The sequence below is a fragment of the Bdellovibrio sp. HAGR004 genome (assembly GCF_055397015.1).
The window spans coordinates 1,289,022-1,304,016 of the sequence record NZ_AP029176.1 but is presented as its reverse complement, the minus strand read 5'-3'; the positions used below and the strand labels follow the sequence as shown (position 1 = coordinate 1,304,016).

15 protein-coding genes are annotated in these 14,995 nt (G+C 50.0%); 6 read left to right on the top strand and 9 right to left on the bottom strand.

The annotated features are described in order from the left end of the window. Positions 1-52: 52 nt before the first annotated feature. The 5 genes from ACZ5ZV_RS06570 to ACZ5ZV_RS06550 form a co-directional block, all read right to left on the bottom strand. Positions 53-667, bottom strand: a complete 615-nt coding sequence (locus tag ACZ5ZV_RS06570; RefSeq protein WP_464120631.1) for a hypothetical protein — start codon at positions 665-667, stop codon at positions 53-55. Positions 668-786: 119 nt separating this feature from the next. Beyond that, on the bottom strand, positions 787-2,610 hold the full coding sequence (locus ACZ5ZV_RS06565; RefSeq protein WP_464120630.1) for a nitric oxide reductase activation protein NorD: 1,824 nt from the start codon (positions 2,608-2,610) through the stop codon (positions 787-789). 1 nt (position 2,611) lies between these two features. Beyond that, positions 2,612-3,382, bottom strand: coding sequence for an AAA family ATPase (locus tag ACZ5ZV_RS06560; protein WP_464120629.1), 771 nt, complete (start codon positions 3,380-3,382; stop codon positions 2,612-2,614). Continuing rightward, positions 3,379-4,704, bottom strand: coding sequence for a cbb3-type cytochrome c oxidase subunit I (locus ACZ5ZV_RS06555; protein WP_464120628.1), 1,326 nt, complete (start codon positions 4,702-4,704; stop codon positions 3,379-3,381). The genes ACZ5ZV_RS06560 and ACZ5ZV_RS06555 overlap by 4 nt, the downstream gene beginning before the upstream one ends. Before the next feature lie 7 nt (positions 4,705-4,711). Further along, positions 4,712-5,395 carry a c-type cytochrome gene (locus ACZ5ZV_RS06550; RefSeq protein ID WP_464120627.1) on the bottom strand — a complete coding sequence of 228 codons (684 nt, stop codon included), beginning with the start codon at positions 5,393-5,395 and terminating at the stop codon, positions 4,712-4,714. A 153-nt stretch (positions 5,396-5,548) separates the two neighbouring features. Between ACZ5ZV_RS06550 and ACZ5ZV_RS06545 the strand changes: the two genes are divergently transcribed. Both ACZ5ZV_RS06545 and ACZ5ZV_RS06540 read left to right on the top strand, forming a co-directional pair. Continuing rightward, positions 5,549-6,277, top strand: a complete 729-nt coding sequence (locus ACZ5ZV_RS06545) for a Crp/Fnr family transcriptional regulator (RefSeq protein WP_464120626.1) — start codon at positions 5,549-5,551, stop codon at positions 6,275-6,277. After that, entirely contained in the window at positions 6,270-6,734 is a 465-nt protein-coding gene (locus ACZ5ZV_RS06540; RefSeq protein WP_464120625.1) for a hypothetical protein, read from the top strand. Before ACZ5ZV_RS06545 ends, ACZ5ZV_RS06540 begins: the two co-directional genes overlap by 8 nt. 50 nt (positions 6,735-6,784) lie before the next feature. On the opposite strand, the gene ACZ5ZV_RS06535 is transcribed toward ACZ5ZV_RS06540, so the two are convergent. The 4 genes from ACZ5ZV_RS06535 to nirK form a co-directional block, all read right to left on the bottom strand. Continuing rightward, positions 6,785-7,042 (bottom strand): DUF2249 domain-containing protein, encoded by a 258-nt coding sequence (locus ACZ5ZV_RS06535; RefSeq protein WP_464120624.1) that lies wholly within the window; start codon positions 7,040-7,042, stop codon positions 6,785-6,787. A gap of 65 nt (positions 7,043-7,107) precedes the next feature. Then, positions 7,108-7,716: an SCO family protein gene (locus ACZ5ZV_RS06530; protein WP_464120623.1), complete on the bottom strand. Its 609-nt coding sequence runs from the start codon at positions 7,714-7,716 to the stop codon at positions 7,108-7,110. A 2-nt stretch (positions 7,717-7,718) separates the two neighbouring features. Continuing rightward, on the bottom strand, positions 7,719-8,471 hold the full coding sequence (locus ACZ5ZV_RS06525; RefSeq protein ID WP_464120622.1) for a formylglycine-generating enzyme family protein: 753 nt from the start codon (positions 8,469-8,471) through the stop codon (positions 7,719-7,721). An 18-nt stretch (positions 8,472-8,489) separates the two neighbouring features. Beyond that, positions 8,490-9,902, bottom strand: a complete 1,413-nt coding sequence (gene nirK / locus ACZ5ZV_RS06520; RefSeq protein ID WP_464120621.1) for a copper-containing nitrite reductase — start codon at positions 9,900-9,902, stop codon at positions 8,490-8,492. A gap of 385 nt (positions 9,903-10,287) precedes the next feature. On the opposite strand from nirK, the gene ACZ5ZV_RS06515 reads away from it, so the two are divergent. Genes ACZ5ZV_RS06515 through ACZ5ZV_RS06500 form a run of 4 tightly spaced genes read left to right on the top strand, consistent with a single transcriptional unit; the run spans position 10,288 to position 14,994 of the window. Further along, on the top strand, positions 10,288-12,561 hold the full coding sequence (locus tag ACZ5ZV_RS06515; protein WP_464120620.1) for a heavy metal translocating P-type ATPase: 2,274 nt from the start codon (positions 10,288-10,290) through the stop codon (positions 12,559-12,561). Beyond that, entirely contained in the window at positions 12,558-12,713 is a 156-nt protein-coding gene (gene ccoS, locus ACZ5ZV_RS06510; protein ID WP_347358686.1) for a cbb3-type cytochrome oxidase assembly protein CcoS, read from the top strand. Before ACZ5ZV_RS06515 ends, ccoS begins: the two co-directional genes overlap by 4 nt. Next, complete coding sequence (ccoN, locus tag ACZ5ZV_RS06505; protein WP_464120619.1) at positions 12,710-14,833, top strand: cytochrome-c oxidase, cbb3-type subunit I; 2,124 nt, start codon at positions 12,710-12,712, stop codon at positions 14,831-14,833. The genes ccoS and ccoN overlap by 4 nt, the downstream gene beginning before the upstream one ends. Then, positions 14,830-14,994: a CcoQ/FixQ family Cbb3-type cytochrome c oxidase assembly chaperone gene (locus tag ACZ5ZV_RS06500; protein ID WP_347358684.1), complete on the top strand. Its 165-nt coding sequence runs from the start codon at positions 14,830-14,832 to the stop codon at positions 14,992-14,994. The genes ccoN and ACZ5ZV_RS06500 overlap by 4 nt, the downstream gene beginning before the upstream one ends. Position 14,995: the final 1 nt, after the last annotated feature.

The following is a 14,995-nucleotide window of genomic DNA, read 5'->3' as shown; positions in this document are numbered from 1 at the left end:
TCCCATGTGGCGACTTACATCGGCCCCTTTTTGAGAGATCTTTAGTTGATACTTAGTACTCACCCGGCTGGAAAATCACAACCACACCCCACGCATGTTCGACAGAGGGAATCGTTGCCTCGACGTTCAGCTCAATATTCTGGTCCCAGCGCCAGTTCACTCCGGCTTTTAGTAGCTGATCCCGGTGCAATTGTTTTTCAAGGATCACGTCCAGTTCCCCTGCCGCCACCCAGCGAACACCTGCTATAAAATCCGCAGAAAAATCGTGTTCCCCTGCGAGCTCTGAAGACACTCGTCCGTAAGGGGTCCAGCGTGCAGTCACATCCCCGGACATTTCCCCGCACAACTGCCACACCCCTTCGCTGATATCATGTGAATAACCCGGCACAAACGCCACCTGAATAAGCTCCCCCGCCCAGGCAGATACATTTCCGACGGCCGCGCGGAGATGGGCCTCTTCCCCAGACCGCACTTCTGTTAGATTGAAAGAAGGATTTAACTTCGGTGAAAATCCATAGCCCAGTAAGGTCCCACGGGAAACCTCATCTGCTTCCCGCTGTTGTTGTAACTCCATTTGAATATTATTTTCTGGATAAACCCCTGCCAGCCCCAAAGCCATGGTTCGCAAAGAAAAAATAGTTGAAAGAAGAAATAAAAAACGCTTCATCACCAGGTCCTTTTTTTGTTTGGGTCCTGCAATAAAGCGATCACAAAAATGAAACAACGGATTCAGCAAAAAAAATCACGCCTGAAAACAGAATGAAAGCGCCACCTGACGGGGATCATCTAACGTCGCAACTTCGCCAAAGTTTGAATCAAACTTTCTGGCAGCTTCGCTGGTTCTGACAAAATCTCGTAGGAATAAAACATCTGCGGAAAATAATGTTTCGCCGCTTTTTCGATGGCAAAGGCTTTCGTACTGATCTGCAGGGTCTCAGCCTCCAGACAGGCTTTGCGCATGTCTTCAATGCCGTAACGTCCTTCGTAACCATCATAGTCCGTGGGTTTTCCATCCGTCAGAAGCAATAGCACCTTCTGCCGGGCAGAGCACTTCTGAAGCAACTGTGTCGCATGACGAATCGCCGGCCCCAGGCGTGTGTACCCGCGCGGCACGACATTCGGAACACGGGAAAAATATCGGTCCCATTTTTCATCCTGTTTCTTCAGGAACTCAAATGCACAGTGGTGTCGTGTTTCCGAATAGGTCCCCGCAACGATGGTGTTTTCATCAGGGTTTGTTTGCAACAAGCCCCACAGGCCCACAGATTCCAGTTCAATATCCAAAACCCGATGATTGGCCACATAGGAATCCGTGGAAAGACTGAAATCCAGCAGGATCAGTATCTGCATGTCACGCTGTCGCAGAAACTGACTTTGATAAAGATGCCCGCTGGCTGAAACCTTATTTCGCACGTCGCTGAGATGGCGAACATACGCATCCAAATCCACTTCGGGGCCGTCCAGCTGTCCGCCCCGCCACTTCCTTTGATTGCGAACCTCGTCCAATTGTCGTCGACTGCGCTCAATCAACGAACTCTGCTGCTGCAGAAGCTGTTCTCGCAGAGATCCTTCCGAACCCGGCTCTGGAGTAGTGACTTTAAGTCGGCAAAAGTCCGGCAGAAGTTGTTTGCGCTTAAAGTGCCATTCGGGATAATAAAAGAATTCCCCTGCCTTGGATAACGTGTGCGTGGCATTGTCACGCCCCGGTCCTTGGGCAAAATCGGATTTAAAGAAGGAAGCCGCCTCTTCTCCGGATCGGGTCACATGACGGGGCTGAATCTCCTTGAGTGCCTCACTGTGTTCCTGCAGTTGATCCGATCCGTCGGCCACCCGACTTCCCCCCTGATATTCATCCACCGTTTCCATTTTTTCAAAAGAATGAGTCACTGGGTTGTGTTCCTCTTTGTCCAGATCCACTTCTTCTTTTTCAAAGTGCGTCTGCATGGAAAGCTCTGATTCCTGCCGGGACATCTTGGCCGGCGGGGAGCTGTCCGGAAGCACCGAGGTTGGGCCCGCCACAGAACTCAACCCGCCCCACAAAAGCCAAAGGTCTTCAGGAAACGGTTCATTGCGTTTTAATCGTGCCGGATCCAATCCGGCTGCTGCGACTGTTTCGACCGATGAAAGCAGTTGAATCATCTGCCGCCCCGGCGCGTTCGCAGGGGCTTTCAATCTTTGCAAAAAATCCTGAAGCAAACTTTGATGAAAGTCAGGAAAGGATGGATACATCTTTGAGATCTGCGAATGAAGAAGGGCTTTATGGCGCACAAAATGCAAAGCCCGGGCATAAGCATTTCTGCCCAACTCGGGCCAGTGAATTTTAAGCTTCTGCGAAGCCGCCAGATACAGGGCCTGATGCAAATACAGGTCACGGTTGCGTTCCTTCACAGGAAAGAAATGGATGGACTCGGGCAGATACACCACCCGCCCCATCACGCCGGACTGGCGGGCCGCGTGAATTTCGATGGTGTCATCAAAGAAGGGCTGTAAAACCAAAGCCAGTGCCTTGTCGCAATCCTGCAAGTGATAGCGACAGGACTCCAGCTCATTTTCCTGGCGACGTTTCTTCCAGCGAACCGCCGCCTCATAAATCTTCTCTGTGATATCCATACTACAAACTCAAATAGATAAGATCCTTCAATCCTTCCTGCACCTGATGGTCGTCAGAAAGGCACTGTCCAACTCCGAAAAGGCAAGCCTGCCGCAAAGGCAACCCGGACTTGAACAGACGTGCAGCATGAACCAGCAGTCTGGTTGATACGGTCTCTTTCAACTCAAGGTGTCTTTGCCCGCGGATCTTATTACCCACTTCAACCAGACGCTGACAGGTTTTCAGATCAACTTCGGTCACCCGGTGCAGAATCTCAGTCTCCACTTCTGCTTGCGGGTAAGACAGACTTATTGTGACAAATCTTTGACGGGTTGAGGGTTTTAATTCCTTAAAACCTCGCTGATAACCCGGATTAAAGCTGGCCACACACATAAATCCCGGCGGTGCCGTCAGTTCTTCATTGGTGCGGTCCACGTAAAGTTCCCGGCGATGATCGGTCAAAGGATGTAACGCCACGATCACATCTTCGCGGGCCTCGGCCACTTCATCCAGATACAAGATGGCGCCTTCGCGCACCGCCCGTGTGACCGGTCCATCCTGCCATACAGTTTCCGCCCCTTTAATCAGGAAGCGCCCCAGAAGATCCGCACTGCTGGTGTCCTCGTTGCAGGCGACTTTGACCAAAGGGCGACCCAGCTTTTCTGCCATGTGTGCCACCAACTGGCTCTTTCCACACCCCGTGGGTCCTTTGATTAACAAGGGCAACTGCTGTTCAAAGCACTTGGTGAAAATGTCAACTTCGCTGGCGACTTCCCGGTAATAGGTTTTCATTGAACCTCGCCAACTGGTTTTCCGAAGCGGATAAAGTTCCAGACATAGGCCACAATTCCCACAGAGAACAACGAAGCGGCCAGTACCAGCCCCAGGAAGTGCACCTCGACCTCTTTTTGCACGGCCAGGAAATCCATTCCCATTTTTCTTTCCAGATAGACCTGCGCAATCCCTGCAACACCGAAAGCCAGAGTCATCGCGGTCATGCCAATATTGGATGTCCAAAACGCAAATACGTTCATACGTGAGTCCTGCAAATTACGTCCGGTCAGTTTTGGCATCGCATAGGCAATCAACGCCAGAACCAGACACGCATAAGCACCCCAGAACGCCATATGTCCGTGCATAGCCGTCACCAAGGTTCCGTGTGTGTACATGTTCACCTGAGGCAGAGTGTGGGCAAATCCAAGGAACCCCGCCCCGACAAAAGATAAAATTGCAGTCGCCATGGTCCATGCCATTGCCATCTTATTATCCGGAGTTTTTCCACCCTTTCGAGCCATTGCCACGGCATAGATCGCAAACCCCAGGAAAGCCAACGGCTCCAGTGCACCGAAGAGCCCACCCACCAACAGCCAGTAGCGAGGAGTTCCAATGTAGTAGTAATGGTGACCTGTACCCAGAATTCCCGACAGGAAGGTAAATCCGACAATGATGTAGAGCCATTTTTCAATGATCTCACGATCCACGCCGGTCATTTTAATCAGCAGGAAGGACATGATCGCACCCATGATAAGCTCCCACACACCTTCCACCCACAGATGCACCACCCACCAACGCCAGTAGGAATCCACTGTCTGATGATCGGTGTTGATCATGCCCGGCAGATACAGCAAAGCCGCCATCAAAAGCCCCAGGAACAGCACGATGCTGGTTGTGGTATAACGACGCCCCTTCCAGATGGTGCCACCGATCAGGAAAATAAACAGCAAAACGTCCACGACCACCAGGTAATCCAGTGGTCGCGGGATTTCCAGGAACTTACGTCCCTCCCACCAGTTCATGTGAAAACCGGCAATGGCGACGACACCAACGGCAACCAAAGCCCCCAACTGCACATAAGCCAGTTTGGGGAAAATCAATTCACGTTCGGTTTCCTCGGGGACGATGTAATAAGCCGCCCCCATAAATCCGGTCAGAAGCCACACAACCAGAAGATTGGTGTGCGTGGCCCGGGCCGCATTGAAGGGTATGATGTCATGCAAGCCATCATACCCCATGTGCGCAAAGCCCATGATAAATCCATAAACAAGCTGCAAGGAAAACAGCAGCATACAAGTGGCAAAGAACCAGTAAGAAATTTTCTGTGTTTGATACTTCATGTTGTCCTCATTTTATCTGCGAAAGATACGCAACCAGTTCCTGGATCTGTTCATCCGTCAAAGGAAGCTTTGGCATTTTTGAATCACTTTTCAAAACAAAGGGGTCTTTCAACCAGCTTGTCAGGTATTCGCTGTCACGACGGGCTCCGATTCCATCCAACGCCGGTCCCACTGTGCCGCCGGAACCTTGCAATGTGTGACAGGCCACGCAGACCTGACCATAAACCGCCGGCTGAGTCATAGCCAAATGCACAGACTCCGCTTTCACGGGCTGAGCCAAATCCGGTTTCGGCGGGAACCCATTCAGATCCATCGTGCCCACCCATCTGAGAAAGGCCGTAAGATCATTGATTTCATCTTCGGTGAAGTGATAGTTCGTCATCTTTCGATCTTTGGGATACATGGCCTGTGGATCGCGCAACATGGACTTGATAAAGATCTCGCCCCGGCGTTCCCACACCTTTGTCAGTTCCGGAGCGTAATAAGCCCCCTCCCCTAAAATGGTGTGACAGCCCATGCAGTTGTTACGATCAAAAAGATGTTTTCCCCGCACCACTTCGGGGGTCATTTCAGCCTGATTGGTTTGTTTAGGAATACGTCGGAAGGTATCAATGGTCAGCAACACAAAGGCCGCTGAACAGAGCACCGTTCCGATCACGAAAAAGTTTTTTGCCTGTGATTTTGTTAACATGATGCTCCCGACTTGTAGTCTTTCGAAGTAGTTAACATCCAAAAAACGAACCTTCTTTGATCCAAATCAAGAATCACCTGTAAAAAACACCTTTTTTTGATCCCGATCATATCTGGCACAAATTTAGGCGGGCATTCTATTCCCGAGGGCCTTATGTCGAACATAGTCAATATACTCAAAAAACAGGACTTCCTTCGCCGCTTCAGCGAGAAGGATTTACGTGAAATATCACCCTATTTCGAACTTGTGCACACGATGACCCGCCAGGTGCTTTTTGAAAAGGGGCAACCCATTGAACACATCTATCTGGTTCTGTATGGGTCCTTCAAAATCCAGGAAACCATGGATCGGGATACGGTGAAGATCTTCAACTTTCTTAGCCGGGATGAATTCCTCGGGGTGGCCATGGCGGGGCTTCCGAACCCGCGTTACCCGACTTCTGCGATCTCCAACGAAGAGTCCACCTTACTTAAAATTCCCGTGGGCTTTTTCTTTGATACACTGATGCAAATTCCCGAGCTGCGCCGACGAGTCAATCGCCAGATCTCAGAACGATTCTTGGAATTTCAAAATGACGTTTGCAAGTCCCACAAGTTGGCCCCCTTGCGCATCGCGGATTTTTTATTGCGACTGCTGGACCGTCAGGGACCGGACCAGAGCTATTTGCAAATTCCCCTGACCCGGGCTGATATTGCCGATCGTATCGGCAGTCAAAGTGAAACAGTGATACGAATATTAAGTCAATGGACCAAAAATGGTTGGATCCGAACTGAAGGCCGTCACATCGAAATTCTGGATCGACAAGCTCTTACGGAGGTGCAAGGTGAAAGACCTTCTAAAAAAATTGCGCGAGGAACATCAGCAAATACTGAAAATGTTTGATGATAAAGTCGACATTCTGGAAATTGTTCAGTTCGTGGAGGAGGTTCATCACCCCCTGGAGGAACAAAGTCTGTTTCCAGCCGTGGCGGACAATATCCTTCTGTGCCAGGGCGGCCCGCTGTGCACTTATTTCCGTGGTATGGAACTGGATCTGAATCCACAAAAAGGGCCCCGGGACTATCTTTGCGGGCTTTACATGCGCGGATTTCCCCGTCCCTGCGCCTATGCCAGCTTTCCCTGGCTGACCCCACAAAACCCTCTCAGCCTGCCCATGGACGAACACGTGCTGGGCCACGAGATTGCCGAGGCCTTAAAGCTGCTTTCTTATCCAAAGTATCAGGCTGAATTTCCTCAGGCATTCGACCGCCTCAGTCGTGATTACGAAAAACTTCTACGCCAGCATATCGCCAAGGAAGATCAGTGTCTGTTTATTCTGTGTGAAAGTATTGCGGCATAAGACTCACAAACAAAAAAAGAGAGAACAGGTGTTCTCTCTTTTTTCGTCGTTTATTCACAGAAACCGCAACAGCCTTCTTTTTTCTTTTTGGTCAGGCGCAGTTTCCACACATCAGGGCCTTTTTCCAAATACTCGTCCACGAACTGATTTGGACGGGATTCACCAAACTGACGCAGCAGAGGCACAGGATCATGATTGTTTACGATAACAATGCTATCCCCACCTTCCAAGCTGTCAAAACTTTCGAAGATAAAGGAATGACGGTGCATGGGATCAATTTTCTGGGCTTCAATAACGAACTCTTTCATGAAAAGTTCCTCCTTGTTGTTGAATCCACTTTAAGAAAAAAAATCCTCTTTAGCCTTGATCCAGATCAAGGGATGAACTTTATCAGATCCTTGGGATCCGCACTGGCACCCACCTGACGACCGCGAGGCACACCTTCTTTATCCAGCACTGTAATAATGAACGAGTGGTCATAGTCCCCGCCTTCAACCTTGCTGTACTTGATCCCCAGAACACTGGCGATCTCACGAGGGGCCTTGTCATTCTTTGCAGTCAAAAGACTCCACTGCCCGCTAAGTTGTTTTTTCTTGGCATAGGCTTTGAGAACTTCAGGAGTGTCTTTTTCCGGATCAAAGCTGACCAGCACAAAACGAACCTGTTTTTTGCCGTTTTCTGCCAGCTTCTTTTCAATCTGCTGCATCTGCGCCAGAATCAATGGGCAAGTGTAAGCACAACTTGTATAGGCCATGGAAATCACCACAGCCTGACCACGCATGCTTTCCAGCTTCACCTTTTTGCCGTTTTCGTCCAGCAGTTCTGAATTCAGATTATAAATGGATTCATCGTTCAGGGCGGCGGGCGCTTCTTTGGCTGCCGGAGCCTGGTGATGGTGATGCTGATCAGAGGCCACAGCCTTGGCAGCTAAAGCCAGACTTGCCACTAACATCACGAACGAGGAAATTTTTGACGCGTTCATAGTTACTCCTTATCTCTTGCGCAGCGGAAGCCCAGGTTCTGAACTGTGTACTTGGCCTGCAAGCTGCTGCGAAAAGCAAATCTCATAAAGGCCGCATAATCGGCCGGATCCGCGGCCGCCGAAGCTCCGGCTCCACAGAACAAATTCTTATCCAGTCCACCATCGGCCCGGGACTCACCAGTTACCAGTGAAGTGTTGAAATCCTCCACCCATTCCCAGATCAGACCGTGCAGATCGTAAACTCCCAGATTATTGGGACTGTTCTTTTTGACGTTCCTTAAGGGCCACTCCGCGCCACGTCCATACCACTCCAAAATCAGATCCTTGATCTCTGTGCGGTTTTTAAACGGGCTCAGAGCCACGTATTCCCACTCATTGGTCGATGGAAGGCGTTGGCCTTTCCATGCGCAATACTCCCGCGCCGCAAACCAACTGACCCGAACAACCGGAGAGGAAGCTAACGATTTATCACCGTAACTTTGATCCCCACTCCAGTATTCAAGATAGCTGCCATCGGCAAAAAGTTTTTTAACCTGGGACTTGCTCCACTGTGGATTCTTACGCACAAACTCCAGATATTCAGAGTTTGTCACCGGATGAGCGTCGATATAAAAAGAGGTCACCTTCAGACTGTTCTTATTCAGTTTTGCCGGCATCTTGAAATCTCCGGCAGGAATAAGAATCTCTTGAGCAGCCCCTATCGAGTGACAGAAAAGGACGGCGGCCAGAATAAGCGCTTTTAAGAATCCGTCCATTTCATATCCCCTTTCGTGTTACTTCTTACCAGCGTCGCGAACCGCTTTGACTTCAGCCGGAGTCACAACTTTTTTCGAGTTGCCCCACATGCTGTAGACATAAGTCAGCACGTTTGCCGCATCTTCATCGGACAGGATCTGGGCAGGCATCACAGAGTTATACTCTTTGCCATTGACCTTCACCGGACCTTCCAGACCATGGATCACTGCGGAGATGGACTTTTCCTTGTTATTCAGGAAGTCCGATTTCGCCAGTGGAGGGAACGCGCCCGGCAAACCTTGTCCATTGCTTTGGTGGCAGGCGAAGCAGGAGGATTCATAGATACGTTTACCGCCCGCGATTCGTTCTTCCAAAGTTCTTGCCGGAATCTGCTTCGGAGCATCCGCACCCATTTCCTGGATCACACCACCTTCTGGCAGATAGATCCCGTCTTTAGTTTTTCCGGAATAGATCTCGTGATCCTCTTTGCCTTCCACTTTCAGCATACCGATGGCGCCTTTATTGAAGGCACGGAAGATCGAGTGGTCCACCAGAATGAAAGTTCCAGTAGTGTCTAACTTAAACTCGACGATGGCAGAACCACCGGCCGGAATCAAAGTAGTCTGAACGTTTTCGTTCACCAACTTGCCGCCTTCAACGTAAACCTTGTCGAAGATCTCACCAATCACGTGGAATGAAGACACCAGGTTCGGACCGCCGTTACCCACAAACAGACGAACCTTTTCGCCAGTTTTTGCTTTCATGGCATTGTCGCCCACCAAAGCGCCCACGTTACCGTTGAAGACCACGTAATCGGCTTTTTCTTCCACCGCTTTAGTCATGCTGAACGGTTGCAGACCCGGAGCCCCGTATTTACCTTTAGTGTAGAACTCACTTTGCATAACGTAGAATTCACGGTCCACTTTAGGCAGACCTTCTTTTGGCTCCACCAAAATCAAACCATACATCCCGTTGGCGATGTGCATTCCCACTGGCGCAGTTGCACAGTGATAGACATACAGACCTGCATTCAGTGCTTTAAAACTGAATGTAGAACTATGTCCCGGCGCAGTGAAGGAACCTTCAGCACCACCACCTTGACCAGTCACAGCATGAAGGTCAATATTGTGTGGCAGTTTGCTTGAAGGATGGTTGTGCAGATGGAATTCCACCTGATCCCCTTCACGAATACGGATGAACTTACCTGGAACTTTGCCTCCAAATGTCCAGAAAGTGTAATCCACACCGTCAGCCAAACGCATTTTCACTTCTTTAGTTTCCAGGTTCACAATCACTTTAGTGGCATGTTTACGAGTGATTGGTGGTGGTACTTCCGGCGCGTCAGTCAAAACGGCAACTTCTTCACCTTTAATAGTTTGAGCCATCACACCAGATGGCAGCCACGCGATTGTCGCTAGTAGCATTAGTTTCTTATAATTCCAGTCTTTCATCTTTTTTCTCCTTGATGAATGCTTTCGCATCTACATCCTCGACAACTTTCAACACGAAATACATGACGGCCATCAATAGCCTGTAGAATTATGCGCTTTCTTACGTGACTTAGTCCATCAATAATTGTTTATTTTAATTAAAACCTAACAAACTTGATCTGAATCAAAGACGGTTCCCAAAAAGACTTTACAGTGGGAAGATTATTGAAATGGAATTTACCCTCGGATTCCCCCACAGACCGGCTTTTTTCCAGGGGTTGCAACTTTTTATGGCACCCAAAGGCCTTGGCAAAAGTCTTTATCAGTGGTTTTTTATGGGGACATGATGCCGATCATATTCAATCCTCAGGGAACTGGGCATATTTCCAGTATAAACGGAGCGGTTATGGACTCTAAAGCCTTACAAGTATGCGCCTATTGCGGCACCTCGACTCAAGAGGCCCCTTATTGCTGCAACGCCTGTGAGATGCTGGATCAACATGTTCGCCCCCTGCCGATTCTGAACGAGCAGGAAAATGCATACGGGTATCTGGATAAAGACGAGTTCCGTCGATTGTATCTGCATCCCCAACAAGAGGACTTCAACTACCTGTTCTTCGCCGAGGGCCTGCATTGCTCCTCTTGCGTGCATCTCTTGGAAAAACTGCCTCAGTTCTATGAAGGCATCTCCCAAGCACGAGTGAACTTCGGTCAATCCACCGTGGCCATCCAGCTGGCTCCTGATGCCTCGCTGGCCCAAGCCGCCCACGTCATCGCTGAACTGGGATACAAACCCACACCTTTGGCGGCCCAGGACAACCTGGCGGAACGTTATAAAAAAGAAAACCGCACCTTCCTGATGCGAATTGCGGTGGCCGGCTTCTGCGCAGGCAACACTATGCTTTTTGTCATCCCGGTCTATGCAGGTCTGGCGGGCACCTGGGCCACAGTCTTTAACTGGATCAGCTTTGCCCTGTTCCTGCCGATTCTGTTTTTCTCTGCCGTCCCCTTTTATCGTGGCGCCTGGAACTCTTTGAAGTATAAAGTGGTCAACGTCGATCTGCCGATTGCGATCGCCATGCTGTCCGGCTTTGCCCTTTCCACCTACAACCTGATTCGTGATGACGGTGCGATCTATTTTGACAGCACCGCCAGCTTCATGTTCTTCATTCTGTCAGCGCGCTATCTGCTTAAACGGGTTCAGCAGAATTACCTGTCCCCGTCACGCATGAAGTCCTTCTTCCAGACTGAAAAGTATTCGCGCTTGAATGGCGACGTTACGGAAACCATCCCGTGGAGCTCGGTGCAAACGGGTGACATTCTGAAAATTCAACAGAATCAAACTTTGCCTGCGGACTGCGAACTGCTTTCAGACCAGGCCACTTTGGACATGTCCCTGTTTAATGGCGAATCCCTGCCAAAAGTCTTTTCTTCGGGCATGATTCTGTTTGCCGGCACACGCTGCCTGGATCAAAACATCTTCGTGCGCGTAGAGCGCTCCTTCGCACAAAGCAAGCTGGGACTTTTGTTTGCGCAACTGGATCAGGGCGCTCTGCAAAAAAGCCAATTCATCGCCCTCACGGACAAACTGGCACAAAAACTGATAATGGTGGTCTTCTCCGTCGCGATTCTGTTCTTCCTGATCTATATGAACATTAACGCCACCGAGGCCTTCAACCGTTCTCTGGCCCTGATTGTTCTGGCCTGCCCTTGCGCTTTGGCATTTGGTTCACCACTCACCTTCGGCCTGGCATTGAAGAAAGCGCAAAGAAATGGTGTGCTGCTAAAAGATGCCACCACGCTGGAGCGCATACTGAAAGTGAAAAATATCTTCTTTGATAAAACCGGCACACTGACTGAAGGCAGCCTGAGTCTTTCCCACTCAGAGCCCGCAGTAATTTCTGCCCGCACTCAAGGTATCATCCTGAGTCTGGAGGCCGCCTCTTATCACCCCATCGCCTTTGCCTTGCGCCAGGCCTGGCCTTCGGCGCTTCGCCCAGACAACGTGGAATACACCCAGGAAATTCTGGGCCATGGTGTGCGCGGTCGTATTGATGGCAAAAACTACGAAATCCGCCACCTTTCTGAAAGCACTCATGAAGATGAAACAGCCATTGAAGTTTTGGAAGATGGCAAAAGCCTGTGTCGTCTTTATTTCCTGGATGCTTTGCGCGAGGACTCACCGGGTGCTGTCGACCGTCTGAAAAAGCAAGGCTATCAGTGCCACCTTCTTTCCGGAGACAAAAAGTCCCGCGTTCAACAGGCAGCTTTGGCCTGCGGCATTTCTCGTGACAATGCCTACGGCGAGCTGTTCCCCGAGGACAAGAAAGAAATTTTATCTCGCTATCAAGACACCTGCATGATCGGCGACGGCGCCAACGATTCTCTGAGCCTCCAGGCCGCAGATGTCGGCATCGCCGTGAAAGGCAGTGTGGATCTCAGCCTGAACAGTGCCGATGTGTACTTCTCTCGTGGCGGACTGCGTCCCTTGTTTGACCTTTTCGATCTGGCCCATCAGACTCGACAGGTGCTGATCCGCAATCTCTCGATCTCCTTGATTTATAACTCTATCGGCGGGGTTCTGGCTTTGGCTGGATTCATCAATCCGATGATGGCGGCGATTCTGATGCCGATCAGCTCGATCATTATCATTCTGTCGTCCTTGTGGGGGTTGCGATGAATATCATCCTGCTTATGATCCCGATGGCCTTGCTTTTGGGGGTTGGCTTTGTCTCGGCCTTCCTCTGGGCCACCTCCAAAGGTCAATTTGACGACCTTGAGACACCTGCACACCGAATTTTAAGCGAAGAAAACGAAAGGAAAAAATCGTGAACACAACTGGGAATCTCATCGAAAAAATTTATTACGATGACGATATCGTCAAAAAATTCACCCTCGCCACAATGATCTGGGCGGCTGCGGCCTTCCTGTTTGGTCTGGTGGCGGCGCTACAACTGGCTTACTGGCCGCTCAATGCGAATCTGGAATGGATTACCTTTGGACGACTTCGTCCGCTGCATACCAATGCGGCGATCTTTGCCTTTGCGGGGAATGCCATCTTCGCCGGGATCTATCATTCATCCCAGCGCCTGCTGAAAACCCGCATGTTCTCGGATCTTTTGTCACGCATCCACTTCTGGGGCTGGCAGTTGATCATCGTGGCGGCAGCCATCACCTTGCCTCTGGGTTATTCCCAATCCAAGGAATACGCAGAGCTGGAGTGGCCGATTGATATCGCCATCACCGTGATCTGGGTTGTCTTTGCTGTGAACTTCTTCGGAACTATCCGCCAACGTCGTGAAAAACACATGTATGTGGCGATCTGGTTCTATATCTCCACGATCATCACTGTCGCGACACTGCACATTGTGAACTCCATCGAGATTCCGGTGACCTTGTTCCAGTCCTACCCTGTGTACGCGGGTATTCAGGATGCCTTGGTTCAATGGTGGTACGGTCACAATGCCGTAGCGTTCTTCCTGACAACTCCGTTCCTGGGTCTGATGTACTACTATGTCCCTAAAGCGGCGAACCGTCCGGTCTATTCTTACCGTTTGAGTATCGTGCACTTCTGGGCCTTGGTGTTTATCTATATCTGGGCGGGTCCGCACCACTTGCTTTACACCTCCCTGCCTGAATGGGCGCAGACACTGGGAATGATCTTCTCTGTGATGCTATGGGCTCCGTCTTGGGGTGGTATGATCAACGGTCTTTTGACTTTGAAAGGATCTTGGCACTTGCTAAGAACCGAGCCTCTGATCAAGTTCTTCGTGGCGGCATTGACCTTCTACGGTATGTCCACATTCGAAGGACCTCTTCTGTCCATCAAATCCGTTTCTGCTTTGGGTCACTACACAGACTGGATCGTTGGCCACGTTCACTCCGGCGCACTTGGCTGGAACGGGATGCTGTCCTTCGGTATGATCTACTATCTGGTTCCCCGCTTGTGGAGAACTGAACTTTATTCCAAAAAACTTTTGGAAAACCACTTCTGGTTGGCTTTGACAGGTGTGCTTCTTTACTACATCTCCATGGTAGTCGCGGGAATCACTCAAGGTTTGATGTGGCTGGCGGTCGATAAAGAAGGTGCCTTGGCGTACCCTGACTTTATCGAAACGGTGGTTCGTATCGTGCCTTTGTACTGGGTGCGTGCTTTGGGTGGATTGCTGTTCCTGATCGGTTTCATCATGATGTGCTACAACATCTTTAAAACCGTTAAGATGGCGCCAAAAAATCAAGAAGACACTTCTGCCGAAGTTCAGCGCACTGGCTTTGATGAAGTGACTAAAGAAACTCACCGCAAACTTGAAGGTATGGGTTTCACTTTCTCTGTCTTGGCTTTCCTGGCAATCGCTGTGGGATCTGTGATCGAGATTTACCCGACTTTGTCACTGCACAAATATGTGAATCCGAATAATATCACAGATCCGTACACTCCGCTGGAGCTGGCAGGCCGTGATATCTACGTGAAGGAAGGCTGTTATGTCTGCCACTCGCAACAAATCCGCCCTATCGCGGCTGAAGTGATGCGCTATGGACCGGCATCCACAGTGGAAGAATCCATGTACGACCGTCCTTTCCAATGGGGCTCCAAGCGTACAGGTCCGGATCTTTCCCGTTTGGGTAAGAAGTATCCAAATCTGTGGCACTATAGCCATATGATGGATCCTCGCGCAGTGACTCCGAAGAGCATCATGCCGAACTATCCTTGGCTGGCGGAAAAGAAAACCGACTTCCTGGTTCTGCGCAAGAAATTGTCCGTCATGAAAAAACTGGATGTTCCTTACGACGAAGATGTGATTGCCAATGCGGATATTCACGCTCAGAAACAAGCGCAGCAAATTGCTGCAGACCTAGAAGCGAATGGCGCTCCGAAGGGTCTTGCTGATAAAGAGATCGTGGCCCTGATCGCCTACCTTCAGTCGCTGGGACAGAAAGGGAAAGTACAATGAAACAGGAAGCTTTGAAGTATTTCACGGACACGCATTTAACGGCGATGGGTCTCTTGATCTTCTTCCTGTTCTTTGTCGGAGTCCTGTTCTGGGTTTACCGCAAATCGAGCAAGGAAATTTACTCTCATATGGAACAAATTCCACTGAAGGATGGAGAATAAA

What these genes read in the sequence shown, in the direction of transcription:
- ccoS (WP_347358686.1), top strand. Translation starts at nt 12,558, where the DNA reads ATGAATATCATCCTGCTTATGATCCCGATGGCCTTGCTTTTGGGGGTT.
- ACZ5ZV_RS06525 (WP_464120622.1), bottom strand. Translation starts at nt 8,471, where the DNA reads ATGGACGGATTCTTAAAAGCGCTTATTCTGGCCGCCGTCCTTTTCTGT.
- ACZ5ZV_RS06545 (WP_464120626.1), top strand. Translation starts at nt 5,549, where the DNA reads ATGTCGAACATAGTCAATATACTCAAAAAACAGGACTTCCTTCGCCGC.
- ACZ5ZV_RS06530 (WP_464120623.1), bottom strand. Translation starts at nt 7,716, where the DNA reads ATGAACGCGTCAAAAATTTCCTCGTTCGTGATGTTAGTGGCAAGTCTG.
- ACZ5ZV_RS06535 (WP_464120624.1), bottom strand. Translation starts at nt 7,042, where the DNA reads ATGAAAGAGTTCGTTATTGAAGCCCAGAAAATTGATCCCATGCACCGT.
- ACZ5ZV_RS06515 (WP_464120620.1), top strand. Translation starts at nt 10,288, where the DNA reads ATGGACTCTAAAGCCTTACAAGTATGCGCCTATTGCGGCACCTCGACT.
- ACZ5ZV_RS06565 (WP_464120630.1), bottom strand. Translation starts at nt 2,610, where the DNA reads ATGGATATCACAGAGAAGATTTATGAGGCGGCGGTTCGCTGGAAGAAA.
- ACZ5ZV_RS06560 (WP_464120629.1), bottom strand. Translation starts at nt 3,382, where the DNA reads ATGAAAACCTATTACCGGGAAGTCGCCAGCGAAGTTGACATTTTCACC.
- ACZ5ZV_RS06570 (WP_464120631.1), bottom strand. Translation starts at nt 667, where the DNA reads ATGAAGCGTTTTTTATTTCTTCTTTCAACTATTTTTTCTTTGCGAACC.
- ACZ5ZV_RS06540 (WP_464120625.1), top strand. Translation starts at nt 6,270, where the DNA reads ATGTTTGATGATAAAGTCGACATTCTGGAAATTGTTCAGTTCGTGGAG.
- ACZ5ZV_RS06500 (WP_347358684.1), top strand. Translation starts at nt 14,830, where the DNA reads ATGAAACAGGAAGCTTTGAAGTATTTCACGGACACGCATTTAACGGCG.
- ACZ5ZV_RS06555 (WP_464120628.1), bottom strand. Translation starts at nt 4,704, where the DNA reads ATGAAGTATCAAACACAGAAAATTTCTTACTGGTTCTTTGCCACTTGT.
- ACZ5ZV_RS06550 (WP_464120627.1), bottom strand. Translation starts at nt 5,395, where the DNA reads ATGTTAACAAAATCACAGGCAAAAAACTTTTTCGTGATCGGAACGGTG.
- nirK (WP_464120621.1), bottom strand. Translation starts at nt 9,902, where the DNA reads ATGAAAGACTGGAATTATAAGAAACTAATGCTACTAGCGACAATCGCG.